At 63.4% G+C, this 15,426-nt stretch carries 14 protein-coding genes; 11 read left to right on the forward strand and 3 right to left on the reverse strand.

The window, feature by feature from the left end; all coding sequences use genetic code 11:
• Positions 1-34 precede the first annotated feature (34 nt).
• Positions 35-625, forward strand: a complete 591-nt coding sequence (gene rplI, locus QQL87_RS32430; protein WP_284423160.1) for a 50S ribosomal protein L9 — start codon at positions 35-37, stop codon at positions 623-625.
• Between the two features lie 80 nt (positions 626-705).
• Here rplI and QQL87_RS32435 read toward each other — a convergent pair whose 3' ends face one another.
• Entirely contained in the window at positions 706-1,509 is an 804-nt protein-coding gene (locus tag QQL87_RS32435) for a hypothetical protein (protein WP_284423159.1), read from the reverse strand.
• A gap of 408 nt (positions 1,510-1,917) precedes the next feature.
• Between QQL87_RS32435 and QQL87_RS37360 the strand changes: the two genes are divergently transcribed.
• The 9 genes from QQL87_RS37360 to QQL87_RS32475 all read left to right on the forward strand — a co-directional run bounded on the left by QQL87_RS37360 (position 1,918) and on the right by QQL87_RS32475 (position 11,624).
• Positions 1,918-2,223, forward strand: a complete 306-nt coding sequence (locus tag QQL87_RS37360; RefSeq protein ID WP_502871243.1) for a hypothetical protein — start codon at positions 1,918-1,920, stop codon at positions 2,221-2,223.
• Positions 2,224-2,232: 9 nt separating this feature from the next.
• Positions 2,233-2,355, forward strand: a complete 123-nt coding sequence (locus QQL87_RS32445) for a hypothetical protein (protein WP_284423205.1) — start codon at positions 2,233-2,235, stop codon at positions 2,353-2,355.
• A gap of 278 nt (positions 2,356-2,633) precedes the next feature.
• On the forward strand, positions 2,634-4,139 hold the full coding sequence (locus QQL87_RS32450) for a replicative DNA helicase (RefSeq protein ID WP_284423158.1): 1,506 nt from the start codon (positions 2,634-2,636) through the stop codon (positions 4,137-4,139).
• Positions 4,140-4,184: 45 nt separating this feature from the next.
• Positions 4,185-5,387, forward strand: a complete 1,203-nt coding sequence (gene alr, locus QQL87_RS32455) for an alanine racemase (protein ID WP_284423157.1) — start codon at positions 4,185-4,187, stop codon at positions 5,385-5,387.
• A 991-nt stretch (positions 5,388-6,378) separates the two neighbouring features.
• Complete coding sequence (locus tag QQL87_RS37300; RefSeq protein WP_349817308.1) at positions 6,379-6,714, forward strand: ClpX C4-type zinc finger protein; 336 nt, start codon at positions 6,379-6,381, stop codon at positions 6,712-6,714.
• 119 nt (positions 6,715-6,833) lie between these two features.
• Positions 6,834-7,769: a hypothetical protein gene (locus tag QQL87_RS32460; RefSeq protein WP_284423156.1), complete on the forward strand. Its 936-nt coding sequence runs from the start codon at positions 6,834-6,836 to the stop codon at positions 7,767-7,769.
• Entirely contained in the window at positions 7,766-8,239 is a 474-nt protein-coding gene (locus tag QQL87_RS32465; RefSeq protein WP_284423155.1) for a hypothetical protein, read from the forward strand. The genes QQL87_RS32460 and QQL87_RS32465 overlap by 4 nt, the downstream gene beginning before the upstream one ends.
• Positions 8,217-10,799 carry a CHAT domain-containing protein gene (locus QQL87_RS32470; RefSeq protein WP_284423154.1) on the forward strand — a complete coding sequence of 861 codons (2,583 nt, stop codon included), beginning with the start codon at positions 8,217-8,219 and terminating at the stop codon, positions 10,797-10,799. The genes QQL87_RS32465 and QQL87_RS32470 overlap by 23 nt, the downstream gene beginning before the upstream one ends.
• A gap of 276 nt (positions 10,800-11,075) precedes the next feature.
• Positions 11,076-11,624: a hypothetical protein gene (locus tag QQL87_RS32475; protein WP_284423153.1), complete on the forward strand. Its 549-nt coding sequence runs from the start codon at positions 11,076-11,078 to the stop codon at positions 11,622-11,624.
• A gap of 163 nt (positions 11,625-11,787) precedes the next feature.
• On the opposite strand, the gene QQL87_RS32480 is transcribed toward QQL87_RS32475, so the two are convergent.
• A complete protein-coding gene (locus QQL87_RS32480; protein ID WP_284423152.1) occupies positions 11,788-13,050 on the reverse strand; it encodes a hypothetical protein in 1,263 nt (420 codons plus the stop codon).
• Positions 13,051-13,218: 168 nt separating this feature from the next.
• A complete protein-coding gene (locus QQL87_RS32485) occupies positions 13,219-14,109 on the reverse strand; it encodes an SDR family oxidoreductase (RefSeq protein WP_284423151.1) in 891 nt (296 codons plus the stop codon).
• Positions 14,110-14,198: 89 nt separating this feature from the next.
• Between QQL87_RS32485 and QQL87_RS32490 the strand changes: the two genes are divergently transcribed.
• Positions 14,199-15,026: a helix-turn-helix transcriptional regulator gene (locus QQL87_RS32490; protein WP_284423150.1), complete on the forward strand. Its 828-nt coding sequence runs from the start codon at positions 14,199-14,201 to the stop codon at positions 15,024-15,026.
• The last annotated feature ends 400 nt before the right edge of the window (positions 15,027-15,426 follow it).

A 15,426-nucleotide genomic window follows, 5' to 3' on the forward strand; every position in this document is an offset into this window, starting at 1 on the left:
CCAACCGCTTCCGAACATCACAAGGAGAACATCGATGGAAGTCATTCTGCTGGAACGTGTCGCAAAGCTCGGCCAGATGGGCGAGATCGTGAAGGTCAGGGACGGGTTCGCCCGCAACTTCCTGCTCAAGCGCAAGAAGGCGCTGCGGGCCACCGCCGAGAACAAGGCCAAGTACGAGGGCATGAAGGCCGATCTCGAGGCCAACAACATCAAGGCGAAGGGCGAGGCTGCCAAGGTCGCCGAGAAGATCGACGGCCGCGACATCGTCATCATCCGCCAGGCCTCGGAATCCGGCCAGCTGTTCGGCTCGGTCTCGGTGCGTGACATCGTCATCGCGCTCGCCGCCGACGGCATCTCCGTCAGCCGTCCGCAGGTCTGGCTCGACGCGCCGATCAAGACGATCGGCAAGCAGAAGATCACCATTGCGATCCACCCGGAGGTCGAGACCTCGGTGACCGTGACGGTGGCCCGCAGCGCCGACGAGGCCGAGCGCATCAAGCGCGGCGAGGACATCTCGACCCGCCAGGAGGACCGCGACGCCGCCGCCGAGGCCATCGCCGCCGCCGGCGAGTTCTTCGATCCGGAGGCCCAGGACGAGGGCGCTGCCGAAGCGACGGCGGAGTAAGCGGCGCGTCTCGCGCCTTGCTCCAACGACCTTGCACCAAAAACAAAGCCCGGCTCATCGAGCCGGGCTTTTTCCTTGTCTCACCGCGATGGCGACGACGGCACCGCGGGATCCGCCGGAACCGACTGAGTCGTCGCCGGCGCCGGCGTCACCGGCGGCACCGGATCGGCGCGCAGCGATGGCGCCGCGTCGCTCGACTTCGGCGTCTCGACCCGCGGCGGCTCGGAACGGGCACTGTCGTCACGCGACGGCGCCGGCCGGGTCGTCGCGCCGGTCTGCTCGCCGCGAATCTCCTCGGAGGCCGCGCCGTCCTGGGCCGGCTTCTTGCGCTTGCCATGCCTGCCCTTCTTGCCCGGCGCGCCGCCTTCGCCATCAGCCGGCCCGGCCGCGGGCTCCTTGGACTCGGCGCCGGCCTCAGGCTTCGGCTCGACCGGCTCGGAACGTTTGGAATGACGGCCGCGGCGGCGCGGCTCGCTTTGGCCGGCGCTGTCAGCGGCAGCCGCAGGCTTCGCCTCGGCGGGCTCGGTGGCGGCCGCCCGCGCGCGCCGCTCGGATCGCGTCTCCTTGCCGTCCTTGTTACCGTCCTTGCCCGAATGGCCGCCGGAGCGGACATCGGCCACGCCGTTGGCGATCAGATAGTTGGCGAGCACGCCGGCCATCTCCGGGCTCGTCGTATAATGCTGCCGCAGGAATCCAGGCAGCGATCCCGCCGACGTGTTCTTGGCAAGACCGCGCGGCGACTTGTGGCAGACCACGCAGGTCCCGTTGTAGATCTGCGCCGGCGACTTGCCGGCATCGAGATTTTCCTGCGCCATCGCGGCGCCGGCCAGGCTCACGCAGAACACCGCCACCACCGTCGCCAAATTGAGCGCTCGGCCCACCATCCTCATTCTCCAGCTATGGTTTTGCCCACACGGTGCCAACCGCAGCAGCAGCCGCCGTGCTTCCCCTCGCCATCGGACGAACATGACGCCCGCATCGCGGGGCCGCGCCGTGTCCTCGACCGCGATCCTTCGAGGCCAAATCCGGCCACGACATGCCGGACACCGGCTAAGCACCGGCGGCCGCCACCTTTTTAGCTGATCGGAGAGGGAATGAAAGCGCACAGATGGCGGAGCGCACAGATGTCCATCCTTCCATGTGGATTGCGAATGACGGCCTTGTACCCATGGGTGTGGCACGGCTTATGCCTCGCAACTAACATAGTAGTGGTTCGACGGGAACCAAACGGTTCTCAACGCATCGTGTGCGACGTCAGGGCAAATCAGCATCTCACGAGGATCGCTCGCTGAGTGGTCTGCGAGCATCTCGGCGTCGCCTTCCACGACACGCTCTTGCTCCGCTGCGCCGGGCTGCTCGAGAACGACGGCGTGATGGAGCTGCATTCGATCGGACGCTCCGAGGGATCGGACGCCACCGATCCGTGGATCGCCCAATACGTCTCCTCCGGTGGCGACATCCCCGCACTGGTCACGCACGTCGCTGATGGGCCGCACAGCCTCGATATGAAAACCTCTGCGCAGCCGTCTCAAATTTTCATCAAACAAATGGTTCGATCTGTGAACTGGCTCACAGACCCCGTGGCAGCCCGGCCGTAGAGTCCCGGCATGAACCAGAGCCACACCCGAGCCATGCTGGACCCCAAGACCGACTTCAGCACCGATTACGCGCTGATTGCCGCCGGCGTGGGCGCATCGCTCATTGCCCTGCTCTATCTGCTGCTGATCTGACTGGACGCGTGAGGCCGCATTCCGCAGCTGCATGCCCGGGCGCCACCGCCTCGCCAGCCACCGTATGACGTTGCCGCGTCGCGCGGCGTGATTGCAGCGGAGTTCCATTTCTCTCCGTGCGGCGTCGAGTCTGCCGGTTCCCGTCAAGCACGGCATCTGGCGAGTCCGGATTCATCCACCAGATTTACCGGACGGTGAATAGCCGCCACGTTTCGCTTCCGCTTCGCACGCGACTGGCGCTTTATCCCCTCCCCTTCAAAGCTGCTAAACCCGCATCCATGGCATTGACCGATTCGAACGTTCTCAAGCTGACGCCCGACACCGCGGCGCCGACCTATCGCAGCGCCCCTCACAACATCGAGGCGGAGCAGGGTCTGCTCGGCGCCATCCTGGTCAACAACGACGCGTTCTATCGCGTCTCCGACTTCCTCGAGCCGAAGCACTTCTTCGAGCCGCTGCATCAGACCATCTTCGAGACCACCTCGAGCCTGATCCGGATGGGCAAGATCGCCACGCCGGTCACGCTCAAGACGTTTCTGCCGGCCGATGTCGACCTCGGCGGCATGACGGTCGGCCAATATCTGGCGCGGCTCGCGGCGGAAGCGACCACGATCATCAACGCGCAGGACTATGGCCGCACCATCTACGACCTGTCGTTGCGCCGAGACCTGATCGGCATCGGCGAGGACATGGTCAACGTCGCCTATGACGCGCCGGTCGACTTCGCCCCGCGCAACCAGATCGAGGACGCCGAGCGAAGGCTGTACGAGCTCGCCGAGTCCGGCCGCTATGACGGCGGCTTCCAGAAATTCTCACAGGCGCTGACCACCGCGCTCGACATGGCTGCGAAAGCGTTCCAGCGCGACGGCAAGCTGTCGGGCATCTCCACCGGCCTGCGCGATCTCGACGCCAAGATGGGCGGCCTGCAACACTCCGACTTGATCATTCTCGCCGGCCGTCCCGGCATGGGCAAGACCTCGCTCGCCACCAACATAGCCTATAACGTCGCCCAGGCCTATGTTCCGGAACTGCAGCCTGACGGCACCTATCGGGCCGCCCAGGGCGGCGTGGTCGGGTTCTTCTCGTGCGAAATGAGCGGCGAGCAGCTCGCCACCCGTATCATCGCCGAGCGCAGCGGCATTCCGTCCAGCATGATCCGCCGCGGCGGCATCACCGAGGCCGATTTCGAGAAGCTGCGCGAGTGCTCGATCGAGCTGCAATCGCTGCCGTTCTATGTCGACGAAACCGGCGGCATCTCGATCTCGCAGGTGATGGCGCGCGCCCGCCGGCTGAAGCGGCAGAAGGGCCTCGACCTGCTGGTGATCGACTACATCCAGCTGCTTTCCGGCTCGGGCAAGCGCGGCAACGACAACCGCGTCCAGGAAATCACCGAGATCACCACCAGCCTGAAGGCGCTGGCCAAGGAGCTCAGCGTTCCCATCATCGCGCTGTCGCAGCTGTCGCGCCAGGTCGAAAACCGCGAGGACAAGCGGCCGCAGCTGTCGGACCTGCGTGAATCGGGCTCGATCGAGCAGGACGCCGACGTGGTGCTGTTCGTGTATCGCGGCGAGTACTATCTGGCCGCCAAGGAGCCGCGCCCCGGCACCGAGGAGCACCAGAAGTGGCAGATGGAAATGGATCTGGCGCTCGGCAAGGCCGAGGTCATCATCGGCAAGCAGCGTCACGGCCCGACGGGCACGGTCGAGCTGCACTTCGACGCCTCGGTCACCCGCTTCGGCGATCTCGCGCATGACGGCACGGTGCAGCAGAACCACGACTATTGACCGCATGCTGTTGAACCGGGACGCTGCAGCGCGTAAAAGCGCGGCATGAGCGTTCCCGATCTGAAACCCACCGAGCAGCCCGCCCCTGCGCAGCCTGCATCGGCGGTCGACGACAGCCAGGTCCCCGCCGGCGCCACCGGCGTGCTGACGATCGATCTCGACGCACTCGCCGCCAACTGGCGCAAGCTGGAAAAGACCGCGGTGCCGGCCGAATGCGCCGGGGTCATCAAGGCCGACGCCTATGGCTGCGGCATTCCCCAGGTGGCGCGGACGCTCGCCGCCGCTGGCTGCAAGACCTTCTTCGTGGCCACGCTCGGCGAGGCCAAGGTCGCCCGCGCCGCCCTGCCCGACACCGCGGCGCTCTACGTGCTCGACGGCTTCTTCCAGAACACCGGCGACGACTACGCCGCGATCAACTGCCGCCCCGTCATCGGCGACCTCAACGAGCTCGCCGAATGGGACATGTTCTGCCGCCGCACCGGGTGGAAGGGCGGCGCCGCCATTCATGTCGACACCGGCATGAACCGGCTCGGCCTCAACCCGATCGATGCGCAGGGCATGATCCCGCGCATCCAGACCGGCGACCACGGCATCACGCTCGTCATGAGCCATCTGGCCTCGGCCGAGCAGGTCAACAGCCCCGCGAATGCGCGCCAGCTCGGCCTCTTCCGTGAGGTCACCAGCGTCTTCACCGGCGTGCCGGCGGCGCTGGCCGCCTCCTCCGGAATTTTCCTCGGCGCGTCCTTCCAGTTCGACATGGTGCGCCCGGGCGCCGCGCTCTACGGCGTCAACCCGACGCCGGAGGCCGACAATCCGATGCAGCCGGTCGCCGAGATCAAGGCGCGCATCGTGCAGCTGCGCGATCTCGCCCGCGGCGACACCGTCGGCTATGGCGGCACCTGGAGCGCGCGCCGGCCGACCAGGATCGCGATCCTCTCCGCCGGCTATGCCGACGGCTATTTCCGCGCCGCCTCGTCCAACGACGGCACCCGCGGCGCCGACGTCATCATCGCCGGCCAGCGCTGTCCGATCGCCGGCCGCGTCTCGATGGACCTGATCGCCGTCGACGTGACAGACCTGCCGCCCAAGGCTGCCCGCCGCGGCCACTTCGCCACTCTGCTCGGCGAAGGCATCACAGTCGACGAGCTCGCGCATCATTTCGGCACCATCGGCTACGAAGTCCTGACCAATCTCGGCCGGCGCTACCATCGCATCTATAAGGGCGGTGCGGCGAAAGCGGAGAGCTGATCGCGCCGCGACAACACTCTGCGCCTGCGACACACTTCGCGTGATATGCACACGCCTGCCTCCACAGCGTCATTGCGAGCGCAGCGAAGCAATCCAGAGTCCCGCACACCACTCTGGATTGCTTCGCTGCGCTCGCAATGACGGGTGGATGGATATCACCACACGGTTGGGACAACGCGCGCTGCCGCGGATATGCGTTTTCGCCCATGCCTTCTCGTTCTCGCGGCATGAAACGCCCGAGGTCTGCATCTCGTTGTCACCCTCTTTCAAAGCGAGGGCGCAGGGAATGCCGGGTGCTGGCCGCAACCCATGGCCCGCCTGCAGAAAAAAAGCAGGCGGCAGTCACCACAGGTCCAGCCGGTCAACCGGCATTCCCTGCGCGATGGCTTTACGCCTTATGCGTACTCTCCCCGGGGATCGGGCTGTCTTGCCCCCGTGACCGGCGGATCATCGTCACCACCGGCGTAGCATCAGCGTCGAGATGCCAGGACCATACGTTTTCAACGTGCGCCTTAAGCCGTTCGTCCGCACGGCCAAGCCATGCTGCGACCCCAAGCGCCCACCGCATCCCACCCCGCGTGTCATGACGATCGCGATACGCCCCTCGTGCCGAGGCGGGACGAAGGGATTGAAACACGAATTTTGAAAATAAGAAAGATAATTATTTTTAACGGAAGGACTGGACAGGGTGGTTCGCTTTGAAATTGCGGGGAAAATTCGTCTTCTGGAGCATGCTGCTTGGCGCCATGATCCTCTCCTGCATGCGCCGGCTTCCGACCCGCCGTTCAACTGCCCGGGGCGAAGCGCGAGAGTCGGGTAGGTAGCCAACCCGACAAGCTCACAGATCTGGATCGTCGACAGCGGCGGCTTTGACTGCACGTCGGCCGGCGATCAAGATGACGCCCGACAAGCACACTTGGCAGAGGCGCCGGGACGATCGAGGCAGCAGGAATGCCGAGTCCACTTTCCAAGGTTCGACCCGAGAGCGCCAATGTCCAACAGTGACCCACGCCCCGGTCAACACTGCTCCTTTTGCGGAAAGCATCTTCGCGACATCCGTGAATTGATCCTTGGTCCGGGCGTCGCCAACTGCGGCGAATGCGTCGAACTTGGCACGACCATATGTCGGGAGGAAAGGAAGTCGTTTTACCTGCGAAGCCCGGCTGAGGACCGTAAACTCGCCGCACAGACCGGAGGCGGAACCTTCTGCGCCTGGCCTAGGAGGCCGAGGTATCGCCATCGTTGCAATTGTAGCACGAATGGGCGCAGCGACCTTCGGTGCCGAAAGACTGTTGCATATCTGCGGCGCGCGGCACGGCGAGCGTAGTTGCCTTTGGCGGGAGCCCGGACAATCCGTTAGCCATTGTCAATCGCCGGGGTGCGTGCTATCAATGCAAAGACACGCTTGAGTAGCACGTTAATCCAACCCGATCGGGCGCTCTTGCAATGTGGCACGCCCAGAGACTCTCGAAGTATTCGATCGATCGACGAGCGGTATGTGTTGTGCTGGCGACCGCTTGGCTGGGCATTCCCTACACATACTCTGCCGAATCTGTTGACGCTGCGCCTACGCTCGAAGCTGTTCGGGACAGGATACCGGTACTGCAAGCGTGGCTGCACGACACTCGCCTGGACAATACGATTGAAGTGATCCGGCCGCGTCGCGGCCCGCATCCAGCCCAAGACCAGGTTTCCGTCATTCATCTTTTGACTCGTTGGAAGCTACCAATACGATCTCGAGATGATGCACTGGTCGATTTTTCCCGCTTCGCAGGCGATTTTCTCCGGACGTCCGGCCATAGCCTACAGCACAAGCTACTGCTGAAATTCTCCCAGCTCTGCGCTGTTCCGTTGCGCGAGGCGGTCGTTCACATCAACGTCGTAGACACCGACATTGCCGCCTACATCGCAGCAGATGGCAGGCCGGCGACCCATGTCGGCGTCCAACATATGGCGCGGGCAAACGTGACGATACCAGCCGAGCCGCCGTCAGCGATCTGGCGCGGAAATCAACTGCCAAACAGCGACAAGATAATGGACTTCCTCGATCAGCGCTTTGCAGCGCGCAAAGCTCGCTTCGTTCGCGACCCGGTATTTCCAGGGATCGTACCGTTCCGCGTCGACAGGCTGCGAGGTGAAATCGTCACTGACTCCAAGATGTGGGAGAAAATTGAAGGCACACTTTTTATGAATCAGGAGGGCGACCGCATACTTCTGTTCCTCGAGATCGGCGGTCAATACGCGGCCGCCGGATTGGGAGACACGCCGCCATCATCGGACGCCTTCCGTGACTTGGAACCCCGCTATGCCAAGCAGCTCGCCGAGTATAGCACTCTGCTCCTGCAAGAATTGCAGGGACGATTTACGGAGCTGGTGAAATGAACGAAATCGAGTTGAAGAACAAGTTAGGGATCTTCATCGTCGTCTCGCATTTCGGCATGCTCGTGCTGGTCGTCGTCATCTGGCTGCTTGGCGGCTTTCTGACGGATGAGATGACGACGACGATCGCGATCATCGCACCATTCCTCGCCTCCTATACGACTGCCATACTCAAGTACATCGTAGAGACGAAGAACAAGATCTCGGCACGCGGCAAGCCGGTCACCACCATCTTTGCTTTCATGTCCTTCTGCTTGCCCGGGGCATTCACTCTCTTGCTCATCGCCGCCATATTATTGAAAGGGTTCAATATCGGCCTGCGATCTTTCGAGGACTTCAAGATCATGCTGGGCACCACCGAAACCATTTTCGGCGTGTATGTCGGCCAGCTGGTATTCTCGCTGTTTGAGCGGCCTGAAGTCAAACAACCGGAGACTGCGGGGACCCATCATGACGATAAACAAGCTTCGTAGATTGTGCTTTTTCGGCCTGGTGGCTGCATTCGCGCATCTTGCCGCGGCGACAATCTCCTGCAGGCACGCAGATGCGCAAGTGCCAATTGATGCAGCAGTGATCGCCGCGATCAAGGACTTCGCGCAGGCCAAAGACCCCAGGGGGTGGATTTCGGCCAACCAGAGCCGGCTCACGCCCGACTTCCTAGCTGCGGTGTTACGGATCTCCGATGAAGTCGCAACGCGCGGGAGTCAGACAGGCAAGGCTGAAATGCTTCGCTTTGCGCAGATCGCAAAATTACTCGCTGCGACTGCATTTCTGCAACAGGGCGACATGCCCACTTCGCTCCGCATCTTTATCGGCGCGACCGACGTGGAATTCATGCTTGCCGATTCGAGTGACACTTATCAACATGTCCGACAAACCGCCCTGGACTCCGCCAACAAAGCTGCAGCGCTGGACGCTCGGGAACTGACCTTTCGAGCACGCGTGCTCGCTGCCGATGCCAGTTATCAAGCAAGTCTACTCCAGGGCATGGATGACAAGAGAGTCCAAAAATGGGAACATGACACGCTGACTGATCTTGTTAGCGCCGCCAACGTGGCAGGCTCAATTGCAGACCCTGCATGGCTCGAACGGTTCATAAGTCTTTCGGGAGCCGTTCTCGGCGAGGCCTATAGCCGCTACGGCTATGGTGGCAATGACGAAGCACGGGTCGCGTCGTTGAAAGCGATGGCCGCTGCCTTGCAGACCGTCGTTCCGACCGATTTTTCCTTCAAGCTTCGCGCGGACAAAGATTGGGCGGGCGATATCAGGCTCGCACAACTGCTGGCCGGCCTTTCCTACGAGTATGGCGATGCGCGTATCGGCGCTGGTCGCCTCCGACATGCAGCCGATATTGCGCGGTCCCACGGCGACGCGGACCAACTGGCAAGCTCAATTTCGCAACTCTACGAGTCGGAGAAGCCGAGGACGTTCGATCCGGGGCGGCTGGCCGCACTGCGTGCCGAAGTGCGCAACGCGACCGCCCTCCTGCGCGCTGGATATAAAACGCGGGCCGGTCGCCTTTGGAGCGCGGCGCGCGCAGATCGACTTCTCGGGCAGCTGACCCGCGATGAGCTTTCAGCTGGCGCCAATTTCGACGACGTTTTCAGTGAAATCGAAACCCTCAAGAGCCGGTTGTTGCTCGACCAAGTCAGCTTTCGACCGACGCCGCTCCGTGATGACAAGGACATCAGGAAGGCGGCAGAAATTGAGCGAGAGCTTCTGGGCTTTCTGTCCTGCCCCCATCGCCACGATGACATGTTCACGCGTGAACTTTTGCTACTTAGCCGAATGTCACTGGCCACCGAGTTCAATCGAAAGCAGGATTGGCAGCGCGTCACCGAAATTGAGAGCATCTACCGGTCGGAGAATGCGGGCTTTGAGGGCGTCGCGACGCCGGCTTCGGCTGCGGCCGTGCAGTCAGCGCTCAAGACGGACGAAGTCATCGTCGAGTACTTCATCCCCTACTATGAATTACACCCGGCGATCGACCTTTGGATCGTTGTTCTGACCCATACGCAGCGCGCCGTTGTGCACGTGCCAATCGAACGATTGCTTCCCAACAGGGACGGCATCATTGGTTCCATTTCAATAGACGGGTGCCCACCGCTCGATGCGAGCCCGATCGGGAACGTCGTTGCCGGCCTCAGAGTTGCGTTGCAGACTACTGATGAACGGAAGGCAGATGAATATCTAAGAGATTTCTACCAGCTGCTCATCGAGCCGATCATCAAGGCTGGTTTCACGCCCGAAAACTTTCGGCAGTGGATCATCGTGCCGCATGGCCCGCTCCATTACGTCCCGTTCTCCGCCCTGACGGACGCAACTGGAAAGTTCTTGATTCAGAAAGTCGCGTTGAGCACAAGCCCAAGCGCAGCCGTTTGGCTGCACGAACAATCTGCAAATCGAACTCAGCCCGTGAGTATCGCGGCACTGTTCTCCCCCATCATCACTGATCCGTCCCTGCCTCCGCTCCCTGCGCCGGACCGGGAAGTATCGGCCATTCTTACTCACTTTCCTGCCAGCAGAAGCCTGATGTTCAGCGGTCCGGAGTCGACCGAACGACGGCTGCGCTCCATCGCGCCGCGGGCGGATATACTCCATCTTTCGACCCATGGCGACTTTCCCGAGCTATACGCGATAGACGAGCACGCCGTCCTGCTCAGCCAGGACGGCGCCGCCAAGGGGCGGTTGTCTGCCCAATTCGTTCGCACACTCGACCTGTCGCGCACCGGTCTGGTGGTACTCGTGGTCTGCAATGGTGGACTATACAATGTTGGCCCCTCGGACGAACCTTACGGACTGATGCCGGCATTCCTGATTGCGGGAGCGACCAACGTTCTGGGAACGCTATGGCCGATTGAAGATGATTTCGGAAGACAAGTCGCGGCAAGATTCTACGAGCACGTCGGCGAACTAGGGCCAGCGGGTGCGCTACGCAAAGCCATGATTTCTTTCATCGACGATGGAGAATTGATTCGCCGTTGGTCGGGGCTCGTCCTGGTGGGACCTGGCCGACCATTCCAGTTTCGGTGAGTTACGGTGACAAACTACTCACTCAGCGCGGATGGTGGCGTCTTTTGTGTCTGCCATCCCGTCCGCTGTTGTTGAGTGCACTGTCACCAAATTGGCAAGGAATTCGGGCGGATTCCAAATTGAAGTGCAACACCCCCGTACACTTCGGCGTCAAGATTCGAGCGACTCTTCTCCATAGTGGCTCTTGTCAGGCTGATCGACTCGGGATCGGCGAGAACGACGTCTCGTGCTATAAGAGCCGCGGACTTGTCACCTCCTTGAGATGAGCGCCTCGCCATGACACGCATGATGGCTCTTGTCGCGACCGTCGTGCTCGGCACCACAGCAGCTTTCGCGCATCAGGACAGCATCCTTTCCCTCGGCACGGATGGCACGATCCCCGGGCTGCCACCTGCTTATCAGACGACCCGTCTCCACCTTGTCTTCTCGGAAGGCAGCGCGGGAGTCGTTCAGGAATTGAGCTTCCTTTCGTCCGGGCGAGAGACCCGTGTCCAACCATGTCTGCTGCGGCTGATTGCCAAGGCCTCTCTTCGCCCATTGTATGTGACGGGCTCATGGTATCATGACGAGACGATCATGCCCCACTATGTTCAGATCGAATTCCGCGATCCGCCATCGTCACGGCAGACACCAGCTCAAACCAGCGTCCGCTTCTTGTTCAGCCTCCGCGATTCGGTGCTTCTCGAAGTGACGCGACTCATCGCGATGCCGCTTTCTGCTCAAAATCCAGAGGACGCTGCCCATGGATCCGAAGGCGGTCACGCCACGATCCAGTTCCAGCCGGTGCACCTCCTCAATGGATGTCCAGACCCTTCGCTTCAATAAACGTCGTTCCGCAAGGTGACGCAGTTGAAGACCGCGGTTTCGATTTTCGCACTGATCCATCCTGCTCTGATCCTGCTGCGTTACGACAGGACGGCAAGTCGCGGATGCAGCAAGAGACACTCGAACTCAAATCCGCTGCACGCATCGACGACCACGTCCGGCCTCATTTGAACGCCGCGTCGCCGCGGTCGACGATGGTGCGCACGGACTGGATGAAGGCCGAGGCGACCGGCGCGAGGATGTCGGGGCCGGTTGCACCGAGATCGTCGGCCGGCGTGTGGAAGGCATGGTGGCGGCCGGCCATGCCGAGGAAATTGGCGTAGCCCGCCGCGTGCACGTCGCGGAGCTCGCCGACCGCCCGCTGCTCCGTCACCAGGCGCTTGGCCGCGACCGCCGCAAAGGTTTCGTCGGTCAGCGCCACCGCCGATTTGCTCAGCACGAGATAACGCTCCTCTTCCGCCCGCTCGGACTTGCTCCCTTCCGGCATGGCGTAGCAGGCGTTGGACGATCCGAAATGGACCCAGGCCAGCGTCGCCTTCGGCGCCGGTGCGCCCTCTTTGAGGAACAGCTCCATGCCGCCATGGCCGATCTCGTGGCCCGCGGTGGCGACGAAGACGAAATGGGCCGGCCAGCGCTCGGCCGCGACGGTGCGCGCCAGCGCCAGGAAGCTGGCGATGCCCGGCCCGCGCTCGCACACGCAGGAGTACCAGCCGGTCATCGGCGTGGAGACGACGATGGCCGGCCCGCGATCGCTGCCGATCTCGGCGATGACGTTGCGGCCGGCGACGTTGCGCTCGTAATGGCCGGCGACGTCGAACGACAGCGGCGCCTCCGACGCCACCGCCCGCTCGAGCACGCCGCGCGCCTTGGCGCCGACCACCATCACCGGCACAGGCCAGGGCGCATCCTCCTGCGTGACGTTGTAGGCGAACCGTTCATCGGCCGGGTTGCCGATCATCAGCAGGATGGCCGCAGGCCGCCTGGCCGCAGCCGCGGCGATCGTCGCACGATGGCTGGGGCCGAGATAGGCGCCGCCGTCGAACGGCAGTTCGAGCCAGAGGATCTTGCCGGCGACGTCGCCGTCGCGTGCGAGCGGCGCCGAAAGGCGGAAGCTCGCTTTGTCCTCCGGCGGCCACCAGAACGGCGTGGTCTCGATGGTCGCGCCCAGGGCTTCGCCGCTCGCCCGCTCGACGACATATTGGCGGCCCAGCACGACAGGTTGGAATTTGATCGCGAAGCCGGCGTTCGACAGCTCGCCGGCGATCCAATCGGCAGTGGCGCGGTCACCGGGCGAGCCGAAGCGGTGCAGGCCGAACGACGCGTAGCGCGCGACGTCGGCATAGAGGCTCGCGCCGGACACGACATCCTTGGCTGCCGCCGGCCCGGCCATCAGGGCCGCCAGCGCCACGAGACACATCCACCGCATGAATCCCCCCGGAGCTCACCATTCATGGCCGTCAGTCTCGGCGCTGCGTGGCTGCAGTCAACCCGCATTGGCGAACGGGCACCATGTCGGGTGCCAACAGCGGCCGGCCTGCGGCCGCGCCGATGATGGCAAGGCGCGACCGCGTGCACCCATGGTCGCGGCCGGCGCTCACGCCTGAAAGTAGCCGGGTTGGCTGATGTCGGCGATCAGGCCGATCCCGTCGGGCGTCCAGCCCAGGCGCTGCTGTGTCAGGGTGCTGGAGGCCGGCATATCCAGGCCCGCGAACACCGCCAGCGGTCCATAATAATCGCCCGCCTCCTCCGGACCGATCGGCACGACCGGCACGTTCAGCGCGCGACCGATCACCTCGATGACCTCACGCATGGGGACGCCTTCCTCGCCGACGGCGTGGTAGATCCCGTCTGCCGCGCCCTTCTCCAGGGCAAGCCCGTACAGGCGGGCGACATCCGACCGATGCGCCGCGGCCCAGCGCTCGGTGCCGTCGCCGACATAGGCGACGCGGCCCTTCTGTCGGGCGAGTTCGACCAGATAAGAGATCAGCCCGGCCTTTCCGGGCGCGCCGTGCACCTGCGGCAGGCGGATCGCCATCGCGCGCACGCCGCGCGACGCATAGGCCAGACCGGCCTGCTCGGACACACGCGGAACATGCGCGCTCGACTCGCGCCGCATGTCTTCGGTGACCACCACGTTGGCCGCGACGAGTCCGGTTCCGGAGGTGACGATGAACGGCTTGTTCGTGCCCACCAGCACATCGCCCATGGCTTCGATGGCGGCCTTGTCAATCGCGCCGTTCTCCGCGAATTTCGAGAAGTCATGGATGAAGGCGAGATGGATCACGCCATCCGCATCGGCTGCGCCGCGCTTCAGGCTGTCGAGATCCTGCAGCGAGCCGCGATGCACCTGCGCGCCCAATTGCTCGAGCGTGCGGACGTTGTCGTCGGAGCGCGCCAGGCCTGTGACCTGGTGCCCCCCAGCGATCAGCTCCCTGGTGGTTTCGGAGCCGATGAATCCGGCGGCGCCGGTGACGAAGACACGCATGAGACACTCCCTGTTCAGATCGCCGGGATATTGCTACGTTGCTCATACGGGTAAAGTAGTGACGTTATACGGGTATGATTGCTAACAGGATGACGAACGCCGCCTCGCTCGGGGCCTATCTCCGGGACCGCCGCGGCAAGCTCGATCCGACCGCTTTCGGTCTGCCGCTGCAACGGCGGCGCACGCCCGGACTGCGGCGCGAAGAGGTAGCGCAGCGCGCCAATGTCAGCGCCACCTGGTACACCTGGCTGGAGCAAGGGCGCGGCGGCGCACCCTCCGCCGACGTGCTGGATCGCATCGCCCGCGCCATGATGCTGACCGAATTCGAGCGCGAGCATCTGTTCCTGCTCGGTCTCGGCCGGCCGCCCGAGGTCCGCTATCACGCGATCGACGGCATCTCACCGCGCCTGCAACGCGTGCTCGACACGCTGGAATACAGTCCCGCCTTCGTTCGCACGGCGACCTGGGACATCCTTGCCTGGAACAGGGCCGCCGCGGCCGTTCTCACCGACTACGGCGCGCTGCCGGAGGGGCAGCGCAACGTGCTGCGCATGATGTTCCACGACAGCCGCGTCCGCGCCGCGCAGTCGAACTGGCAGGCGGTGGCGCGCTATGTGGTCGCGTCGTTCCGCGCCGACGTGGCGCGCGCCGGTGCGGCCCGCGATGTGCAGTCGCTGGTCGACGAGCTCTGCGCGACCAGCACGGAATTTGCCGCGATGTGGCGCGACAACGACGTGCAGGGACGGCATGGCGACGGCGTGAAGCTCCTGCAGCATCCGATCGCCGGACCGCTCTCCTTGGAATTCTCGGGCTTCGCCGTCGATGGCCGGCCCGACCTCACCCTGGTGATCTATAATCCGGCGACGCCGGCCGATGCCGACAAGATCCGCGCGCTGCTGACGCCGCGCCCGGAATAGGGCGGATTCCAAATTGAAGTGCAACACCCCGTACCTATATCGTGCAACACCGGTGGCAACACCGGTGACAGTGCACAAAATTACTCGCTTAGCGCGGATGGCGGCGCCTTTTGCGTCCTCTGTTGTTTAGTGCACTGTCACCAAATTGGCAAAGAATTCGAACAAGCAGGCGACTGCGCTGCCTGGCCATTCATTGCGATGTCGGATCTCATTGAGGCTGCGAAGACCCCTCGATATTTGGCAGGCGTAGCGAGAATCTCACCTCGGTCCGTGGTTACGGTGACAGTGCACAAAACTACTCGCTCAGCGCGGATGGCGGCGCCTTTTGCGTCCTCCGTTGTTGAGTGCACTGGACTGCCCCCCTCAAGTGAGACACGATAATCTCAGTGACAGGCATTCC

This window comes from Bradyrhizobium sp. SSBR45G (genome assembly GCF_030159255.1).
Lineage (GTDB): Bacteria > Pseudomonadota > Alphaproteobacteria > Rhizobiales > Xanthobacteraceae > Bradyrhizobium.

Coding starts and splice junctions, on each gene's coding strand:
- rplI (WP_284423160.1), top strand. CDS start 35: ATGGAAGTCATTCTGCTGGAACGTGTCGCAAAGCTCGGCCAGATGGGC.
- QQL87_RS32435 (WP_284423159.1), bottom strand. CDS start 1,509: ATGGTGGGCCGAGCGCTCAATTTGGCGACGGTGGTGGCGGTGTTCTGC.
- QQL87_RS32445 (WP_284423205.1), top strand. CDS start 2,233: ATGAACCAGAGCCACACCCGAGCCATGCTGGACCCCAAGACCGACTTC.
- QQL87_RS32450 (WP_284423158.1), top strand. CDS start 2,634: ATGGCATTGACCGATTCGAACGTTCTCAAGCTGACGCCCGACACCGCG.
- alr (WP_284423157.1), top strand. CDS start 4,185: ATGAGCGTTCCCGATCTGAAACCCACCGAGCAGCCCGCCCCTGCGCAG.
- QQL87_RS37300 (WP_349817308.1), top strand. CDS start 6,379: ATGTCCAACAGTGACCCACGCCCCGGTCAACACTGCTCCTTTTGCGGA.
- QQL87_RS32460 (WP_284423156.1), top strand. CDS start 6,834: ATGTGGCACGCCCAGAGACTCTCGAAGTATTCGATCGATCGACGAGCG.
- QQL87_RS32465 (WP_284423155.1), top strand. CDS start 7,766: ATGAACGAAATCGAGTTGAAGAACAAGTTAGGGATCTTCATCGTCGTC.
- QQL87_RS32470 (WP_284423154.1), top strand. CDS start 8,217: ATGACGATAAACAAGCTTCGTAGATTGTGCTTTTTCGGCCTGGTGGCT.
- QQL87_RS32475 (WP_284423153.1), top strand. CDS start 11,076: ATGACACGCATGATGGCTCTTGTCGCGACCGTCGTGCTCGGCACCACA.
- QQL87_RS32480 (WP_284423152.1), bottom strand. CDS start 13,050: ATGCGGTGGATGTGTCTCGTGGCGCTGGCGGCCCTGATGGCCGGGCCG.
- QQL87_RS32485 (WP_284423151.1), bottom strand. CDS start 14,109: ATGCGTGTCTTCGTCACCGGCGCCGCCGGATTCATCGGCTCCGAAACC.
- QQL87_RS32490 (WP_284423150.1), top strand. CDS start 14,199: ATGACGAACGCCGCCTCGCTCGGGGCCTATCTCCGGGACCGCCGCGGC.